General features: G+C 72.4%; 7 protein-coding genes and 1 pseudogene. 4 read left to right on the plus strand and 4 right to left on the minus strand.

Going from position 1 to position 7,723, the window contains the following annotated elements:
- Nucleotides 1-68 precede the first annotated feature (68 nt).
- Nucleotides 69-506, minus strand: a complete 438-nt coding sequence (locus ACFXGX_RS01780; RefSeq protein ID WP_384783580.1) for a PPOX class F420-dependent oxidoreductase — start codon at nt 504-506, stop codon at nt 69-71.
- Between the two features lie 73 nt (nt 507-579).
- Between ACFXGX_RS01780 and ACFXGX_RS01785 the strand changes: the two genes are divergently transcribed.
- The 3 genes from ACFXGX_RS01785 to ACFXGX_RS01795 are packed head-to-tail and all read left to right on the plus strand — an operon-like array spanning nt 580 to nt 3,869.
- Nucleotides 580-1,161: a TetR/AcrR family transcriptional regulator gene (locus ACFXGX_RS01785; protein ID WP_384783582.1), complete on the plus strand. Its 582-nt coding sequence runs from the start codon at nt 580-582 to the stop codon at nt 1,159-1,161.
- Nucleotides 1,158-2,612 (plus strand): MFS transporter, encoded by a 1,455-nt coding sequence (locus tag ACFXGX_RS01790; protein WP_384783584.1) that lies wholly within the window; start codon nt 1,158-1,160, stop codon nt 2,610-2,612. The genes ACFXGX_RS01785 and ACFXGX_RS01790 overlap by 4 nt, the downstream gene beginning before the upstream one ends.
- A 30-nt stretch (nt 2,613-2,642) precedes the next feature.
- Nucleotides 2,643-3,869, plus strand: coding sequence for a serine hydrolase domain-containing protein (locus ACFXGX_RS01795; RefSeq protein ID WP_384783586.1), 1,227 nt, complete (start codon nt 2,643-2,645; stop codon nt 3,867-3,869).
- Here ACFXGX_RS01795 and ACFXGX_RS01800 read toward each other — a convergent pair whose 3' ends face one another.
- Together ACFXGX_RS01800 and ribA are read right to left on the minus strand one after the other, a co-directional pair.
- Nucleotides 3,870-5,135 (minus strand): MFS transporter, encoded by a 1,266-nt coding sequence (locus ACFXGX_RS01800; RefSeq protein ID WP_384783588.1) that lies wholly within the window; start codon nt 5,133-5,135, stop codon nt 3,870-3,872.
- Nucleotides 5,132-5,839 carry a GTP cyclohydrolase II gene (gene ribA / locus ACFXGX_RS01805; RefSeq protein WP_384783590.1) on the minus strand — a complete coding sequence of 236 codons (708 nt, stop codon included), beginning with the start codon at nt 5,837-5,839 and terminating at the stop codon, nt 5,132-5,134. The genes ACFXGX_RS01800 and ribA overlap by 4 nt, the downstream gene beginning before the upstream one ends.
- Before the next feature lie 38 nt (nt 5,840-5,877).
- On the opposite strand from ribA, the gene ACFXGX_RS01810 reads away from it, so the two are divergent.
- Nucleotides 5,878-6,639, plus strand: a complete 762-nt coding sequence (locus tag ACFXGX_RS01810; protein ID WP_384783591.1) for a creatininase family protein — start codon at nt 5,878-5,880, stop codon at nt 6,637-6,639.
- 137 nt (nt 6,640-6,776) lie between these two features.
- Here ACFXGX_RS01810 and ACFXGX_RS01815 read toward each other — a convergent pair.
- Nucleotides 6,777-7,703: pseudogene (locus tag ACFXGX_RS01815) on the minus strand (lysylphosphatidylglycerol synthase transmembrane domain-containing protein); the annotation flags it as partial.
- Nucleotides 7,704-7,723 lie beyond the last annotated feature (20 nt).

The following is a 7,723-nucleotide window of genomic DNA, read 5'->3' on the forward strand; positions in this document are numbered from 1 at the left end:
GTCCCGGGCGACCGGGACGCCCGCACCACCCGCCACCCGCCACCCGCCGGGCGCCGGGCGATTCCGTGTCAGCGTGCGGGAATCCCGTACGCCCTCTCCACACGCAGCCGCAGCACTAGCCGGCGGTCGCGGACCATCGCCGCGCGGTAGTCGTCCCAGTCGGGGTGTTCGCCGAGGACGTCCCGGTAGACCCGGACGAGCTCCTCCACGGTCTCGTCGTGCGGATCCCCGGCGACCGGTGTCAGCTCGGCCGTGCCCTCGACGACCGTGTACGCCCACCGGTCCGCGCTGGTCACGTGGTACGAGGCCCGTGGGTCCCGGCGCAGATTCCGGGTCTTGGCGCGGTCGTCGGTGAGCGACACGCGGACGACGCCCTCGTCGGGGTAGTACACGTGGCTGACGTTCGAGAGCTGGGGGCGGCCGTCCTTCTTCAGGGTGACGAGCACTCCGCCCTTGTACTCGGAGAGCAGCTTCAGCAGTGCGTCCTGGGTCTCTTCATCGGTCATATCCGCGTCAACGCTCCGAATGCGTCACGTCATCCCGTAGACACTGTCTACTCGCGGCTGGTAGACAGTGTCTATGGACGAGTCGGAAACCACCGGACTGCGGGCGCGGCTGATCGACGCCGGAGTCGAACTCGTGACGGCGGAGGGCGCGCAGGCGCTGACCCTGCGGGAGATCGCCCGGCGGGCGGGGGTCTCGCACGGCGCTCCGCGCCGCTGGTTCCCGACCCATGGGGAACTGCTGTCCGCCATCGCGCGCCGCGGCTTCACCGACCTCGGGCACCGCGCGGCCCAGTCGGTCGGCGGCGCGGGGACCGACCCCCGCGCCCGGCTCACCGCCCTCGCGAAGGCGTATCTGGACTTCGCGCTGTCCCAGCGCGGGATGTACGAGCTGATGTTCCGTCACGACCTGCTGGAGAGCAACCGGTTGGGGCTTCGCGAGACCAGTCTGCCGTTGTTCGGGACGCTGGTGGAGCTCGTCGGCCGGGTGCGCCCCGAGGCCGACGCGCGGATCCTCGCCGGCGCCCTCTGGGCGAACCTCCACGGCATCGCCCAACTGTGGGGCTGGGGAAGCCTGAAGCTCGCCACGGACGCCGACGACCACACCCCCCTGCTGACGGCGGCGCTCGACGCGCACCTCGGACCGGAGGAACGATGACGGCCCCCGCCGAGCCGGCCGCGCGCCCCACCGCACCAGGAGCGGCCCACCGCCGGATCACCCTCGCGAGCAGCGTCGTCGGTGCCGTGATCGTCGCCCTCGACGGCACGGTCCTCACCGTCGCGCAGCCCACGCTCCAGGGCGACCTGGGCGCCTCGTTCGCCCAGGTGCAGTGGACCAGTACCGGGTATCTCATCGCGGTGGCGGGCCTGCTGGTGTTCTCGGGACGCCTCGGGGACCGCTATGGGCATCAACGGATCTTCGCGCTCGGCATCCTGGGCTTCGGGACGGCATCGGCGGGCATCGCTCTCGCGCCCGGGATCGCCTGGGTGATCGCGCTGCGGGTCGCGCAGGGTGTCTTCGGCGCGCTGCTGCAACCGGCCACGCTCGGCATGCTGCGCGCCGCGTACCCGCCCGACCGGCTCGGGACGCCCATCGCGCTGCGGGCGAGCGCCATCGGGATCGCCGCGGCCGCGGGTCCGCTGCTGGGCGGCGCGCTGGTCGGCCACTTCGGATGGCGGTCGGTCTTCCTCCTGAACGTGCCACCCGCGCTGGCCATGGGCGTGGCGGCCCTCGCCGTCCGCTCCCCGGCCGTCCCCGGGCCCCGGACCGGTCGTCCCGGGGCGGCCGACGGCCTGGATGTGCCGGGCGCCTGTCTGCTCACCGTCGCCCTGGTCGCCCTGGTGCACACCCTGGTCGCCGTGCCCGGAACCGGCTGGACGGCGCGGACCGCGGCAGGACTGGCCGTGACGGCCGCCGCCGGCACCGCGTTCGTCCGCCGCCGGCGCCGGGCCGCGAACCCCCTGGTGCCGTCCGAGATCCTCGGCTCGGCGGCCATCGGCGCGGCGCTCGGCATCCTGGTGGCCGTGTCCGCCGCGATGCTCGGCACCCTGTTCGTCGCCAGCTACTTCCTCCAGCGCACCCTGGGCCTCGACCCGCAGGAGACCGGCCTGCGGGCGCTGCCGGCCGGTGTGATGATGGTGCTCGGCGCTCCGCTCGCCGCCGTCCTGATGCGCAGGTTCGGCCCGCGGCGGACCACCGTGGCCGGAACGCTCGTCCTGACGCTCGGTGTCCTGCTCCTGGCCCGGCTCGGCCCGGCGTCGACGGCCGTGCCCGTCTCCTGCGGCTTCCTGTTGCTGGGCGCCGGTTTCGTGACAGTGATGGTGACCACGACGGCGGTCGCCGTACGGCACGCCCCCGCGGCGTCGGCCGGTGTGGCGGGCGGCCTGCAGCAGACGGCGATGAACATCGGACCCACGCTGGGGATCGCGGTGGCCGCGACGCTGATGTCGCTGACGCCCGGCGCCGCCATCGGTCTCCCCCTCACCGTGCTCGCGGTGTTCTCCGCGACGGGAACGCTGCTGGCCCTGTGGCTTCCGGGGCACAAGGACAGCGTGAGGACCGCCGGGGGACGCCCGGCCGACGCGTCACCAGCCCGTTTGGGACGATGAGGGACACGAGCCGCAGTCCGGAGGAGAACCATGGGAGATCTGCGACAGGAAGTCGAGCCGGGATCCGTCGGCCTCGACCCCGGGGCACTGGACCGGCTCGACCGGCACTTCGCGGCCCTGGTCGACGACGGCCGGCTCCCCGGCTTCCTGGTCGCCGTCTCCCGGCACGGGCGGGTCGCCCACCTCACCACGTACGGCCGGCGCGACCGTGCGGCGGGGCTCCCGGTGGAGAGCGACACGGTGTGGCGGATCTACTCCATGACCAAGCCGGTCACCTCGGTCGCGGCGCTCATGCTGCTCGAAGAGGGCCGCCTCGGACTCGACGACCGGTTGGCCGACTTCCTTCCCGCCTTCGCCGAACCACGGGTGTACGTCGGCGGGGCCGGGCCGGACACGACGACCCGGCCGGCCGAACAGCCCGTCCTGATCCGCCACTTGCTGACCCACACGGCGGGCCTGACCTTCGGCTTCTACCACACGCATCCCGTCGACGCGCTCTACCGGGACGCCGGTGTGGAGTCCTCCGTGGCCCCGGGCGCTGATCTGGCCGAGACCTGCGAGGTGTACGCCCGGCTGCCGCTCCAGTTCGAGCCGGGCACGCGGTGGAACTACTCGGTGGCCACCAATGTCCTCGGCCGTGTCATCGAGGTGGTGTCCGGCGAGGACCTCGACGTCTTCCTGCGCCGGCGCGTCCTCGGACCGCTCGGGATGACCGACGCCGGCTTCCAGGTCACGGACGAACAGGCGGGCAGACTGGCCGAGTTGTACGGGGAGGACGACGGCGGGGAGCTCGTCCCGATCGCCGGTCTCCCGCTGCACGGCCGGCCCCGGTTCCTGTCGGGCAGCGGGGGAATGGTCGCCACGGCCCGCGACTACCACCGCTTCATGGAGATGCTCCGGCGCCGCGGCGAACTCGACGGAACCCGTCTGCTGCGTCCCGGGACCGTGGACCTGATGGCGGCCAACCACCTGCCCGGCAACGCCGACCGGCGCTCCTTCGGCAGCCCTGTCCACCAGGAACCCGGCAACGCGGGCCTCGGTTTCGGCTTGGGCGTGTCCGTCGTGGTGGACCAGGCAACCACCCGGGCGCCTTCCAGCGAGGGCGCGTTCGGCTGGAGCGGGGTGGCGACCACGACCTTCTGGGTCGACCCGCGCCGTGATCTGACCGTGCAGTTCCTGAGCCAACTGCGCCCGAGGGGTTCGCACTCGGTGTTCCCGGATCTCAAGCGGCTGGTGCACGAGGCGGTACGGTCCTGATCACCGCGGAGTCGTCCGGTTGACGCGGTACACGTCCCGCACGCACAGGTTGAGCACCGTCGCGACAACGATCACGCCCGCGCAGACCAGCAGCACCTGCCGGTCCGACCAGGCTCCCGCGGCCAGCGCGGCGAGCAGATAGCCGAGCGGGATCGCGCAGCGCTCCCCGACACTGTTGAACGCGGCCGCCCTTCCCAGTTCGTCCTCGGGAACGTGCAGTTGGAAGGCGGTGGTCCAGGCGACGATGGCGACATCGAGGCCGATGCCCGCGAGGAGCGCGGCGAACAGGACGGCCGGCAGCGGTAACGCGAGCCCCATCGCCGTCAACGGCAGGAAGAGCAGGGAGGCGGTGCCGACGGCGACGGCGAGCAGCCGGTACGGCTTCCACCACAGGCACACCAGCGCGCCCGTCAGCAGCCCGAGCGCGAACGCGCCCTGCACCAGGCCCCAGGAGCCCGCTCCGGAGTACAGCCGCGCGGCGAGGACCGGGCCGAGCATCTGGAATCCGGCCAGCCAGGCGGCGACCACGACCATCCCGGCCACGGTGTACGTCCACAGCCAGGTGCGGGAACGGAAGCCGGACCAGCCCGACCGCAGATCGTTGAGGACACCGCCCGCGGTGACAGGTGCCTCCAGACGCAGTCCGTGCAGCAGCAGGGCCGCGATCAGGAACGAGAGCGCGTCCCAGGCCAGCGCCCATCCCGGTCCGCAGAGGGCGACGACCAGCCCGCCGGCCACGGGTCCGAGCACCCGTACGGCGTTGGTCGGCAGCCTGACCAGCGCGTTGGCCTGCTGGAGATGTTCGGGCCCGACCAACTGGTTCACCACGCCCTGGCCCGCGGGCACGGTGAACGCCACGGCGACTCCCGAGAGGAAGCCGCAGGCGGCGATGGACGCCGTCGAGGCGGCGCCGGTCAGCACGATGACGGCGAGCGCCCCCTGTGCCACGGCCGCGGCCAGATTGCCGCCCAGCAGGATCCGGCTGCGGGACATCCGGTCCGCGAGCACCCCGCCCAGCAGCAGGAAGACGACGGTCGGGACGGTGTTCACGGCGAGCACCACGCCGAGTGATCCGGCTCCGCCGCCCTGCCCGATCACCGCGTAGGCGAGCGCGAGCGGCGCCATCGCCGATCCCGTCGCCGAGATCAGACTCGCCAGTACGAACCGCCGGAAGCCGGCGCTGCGCAGGGGTGCCGTCCGGACCCCCGGCACCCGCGCCGCCGCCTTCGTCCCCGTCGTGCCGCTCCGGTCCTCGGCGTCCGTCATTCCTCGGTGGCGACCGTCTTCGCCTCCCCGGCGAAGATCGCCTTCGCCCACTCCTCGCCGTCCAGGTGCGGCAGGTAGTGGTCGAGACGTTCCCGCTTGGTGAGCAGGTAGGTGAGGTTGTCCTCGCACGGCGGTATGAGGAGCGGCACCTGCTCGGCCACCTTGATGCCGTGGCGCAACAGCGACTCACGCTTGAGCGGGTTGTTCGACAGCAGCCGCACGGACCGTACGCCGAGGTCGTGCAGCATCTCCGCCGCCACCCGGTAGTCGCGGGCGTCCACCGGAAGCCCGAGGGCCTCGTTCGCCTCGACGGTGTCGAGCCCTTCCGCCTGGAGCTTCATCGCCTTGAGCTTGGCGAGCAGGCCGATGCCCCGGCCCTCGTGCCCGCGCAGGTAGACGAGGACACCGCGGCCCTCGGCCACGATGGCGCGCAGCGAGGCGGTGAGCTGGGGGCCGCACTCGCAGTGCTGGGATGCGAAGGAGTCGCCCGTCAGGCATTCGGAATGCAGCCGGGTCAGGACGTCCCCCTTTCCGAGCGTGTCCAAGTCGCCGTACACGAGGACGACTTGTTCCTCGCCGCGGTCGTGGTCGAAGTAGCCGACTGCGTGGAAAAAGCCGTACTCGGTGGGGAGCGGGGCAATCACGACTCGTTCGACACCTGTGAGGTGGGCATTCCCGCCGAGTACGCCAAAGTTATCTGTCATGATCTGGTTCCTAAGCAGAGTCGAAAGGGCCGTGAAAGATGAGTAGTTCGGGAACACGCGTGATGGAGTCCGGAGTGCTGTCACTGGACACCACGGAGGATGTCCGCGAGCGGGGGGCCGGTGTCGCCCGCCAGGTGGCCGTCCTTCCCGTCGGCAGCCTCGAACAGCACGGCGCGTACCTGCCCCTGACGACCGACACACTGGTGGCGTGCGCCATCGCGCGGGAGATCGCGGACGCCTATCCGGTGCATCTTCTTCCTCCGGTGACGATCTCCTGCTCGCACGAGCACGCGGCCTGGCCGGGCACCGTGAGCATTTCCGCCGTCACGCTGTACGCCGTCGTCCGGGACATCGCCGCTTCGTTGCGGCGCTCGGGCGTCGACACGCTGGTCGTGGTCAATGGGCACGGAGGCAATTACGTACTGGGCAATGTGGTTCAGGAATCCGCGGGCACCGGTACGCGCATGGCGCTTTTCCCCGCCATGGAGGACTGGGAAGGCGCGTGTGAACGGGCCGGTGTGCAGACGTCGTTGCTCACCGATATGCACGCGGGAGAAATCGAGACGTCCATTCTCCTGCATGCCCATCCGGAATGCGTCAAAGACGGTTATGAGACCTCCGATTTCGTGGCCGACGACCGTCGGCATCTGCTCACTCTCGGCATGGCGGGCTATACCGAGTCCGGGGTCATCGGCCGTCCCTCGATGGCCGGCGCCGAGAAGGGGAAGGAACTCCTCGCCGGGCTGACCGAGGCCTTCGGAGCGTATTTCTCCTTGGTGACGTCCGAGACGCTGCACTGATCGGGCCCTCCCGCGCTCTCCTCGCGGGGGCGCCGGAGCGAGGCACCCCAGCGGACGACCAGGACCACGGCGCCGGGCAGGCTCGCCGCGAGGCTGAGGACGCCGTAGATCACCGCGACGGTCAGGCCCATGCCGGCGCCGAGCCCGGCGGCGCCGAACGCCCAGGCGGTGGCGCCCTCGCGGGGGCCCCAGCCGCCGACGTTCAGCGGCAGCCCCATGGCCAGCAGGGCCAGCAGGGCCAGCGGCGTCAGTACGGCGACCGACGCGGTGGATCCGGCGGCCCGGGCGGCGAGCACGAACATCGCCAGGTGGCCGGCGAGCACCAGGACCGACGAGAGCGTCACGCCGGGCCAGCTTCGCCGGGCCAGCAGGGCGCCCCGGGCCTCGACGAGCGCGCCGCGGACGGCTCCGTAGCGTCGTCCGGTGCCGGCAGAGGTCCGCCGCCCGCGGACGACGGCGAAGGCCGCCGCTCCGCACACCGCGACGATCGCGAGGACCAGCGCGGTCTCGCGGGCCTGGGCGAGCACGGGTGACGGCTGGGTGAGCAGCACCACCGCGCCGACGGCCACCAGTACGGCCTGGCCCGCGGTGCGTTCGAGCACCACCGAGCGCACGCCCCGGCCGATGTCACCGGCGCTCTGCCCGTGCCGCACGGCCCGGTGCACGTCGCCGAGGACCCCGCCGGGCAGCGCGGCGTTCAGGAACAGCGCGCGGTAGTAGTCCGCGACGGCCGCGCCCAGCGGGAGTTCGATGCGCAGCTCGCGCGCGACGAGGCACCACCGCCAGGCGCTGAGCACCGTGGTGAGCAGCCCGATGGCGACGGCCACCGTCAGGGTGGTCGCGTCGATCTTCCGCAGCCCGTCCACGAACACCCCGGTACCCAGCCGCCACAGCAGCACTCCCAGGATGAGGATGCCGGCGGCGGTGCCGACGTGCCCCCGCACCCGGCCCCATACGCGCCGGGCCGGGGAGGCCGCGTCGGCCGCCGGGCTTCCGGAGCCGCCGGCCGGGACGGGTCCCGGCTCGGTGGCCGTCGGGGGGCGGGCCCCCGGCGCGCCCGGCACCCCCCGGGGGTGGTCGGGGT

Origin of the sequence: Streptomyces sp. NPDC059371, assembly GCF_042751995.1 — a bacterium.
In the GTDB taxonomy this organism is placed as follows: domain Bacteria; phylum Actinomycetota; class Actinomycetes; order Streptomycetales; family Streptomycetaceae; genus Streptomyces.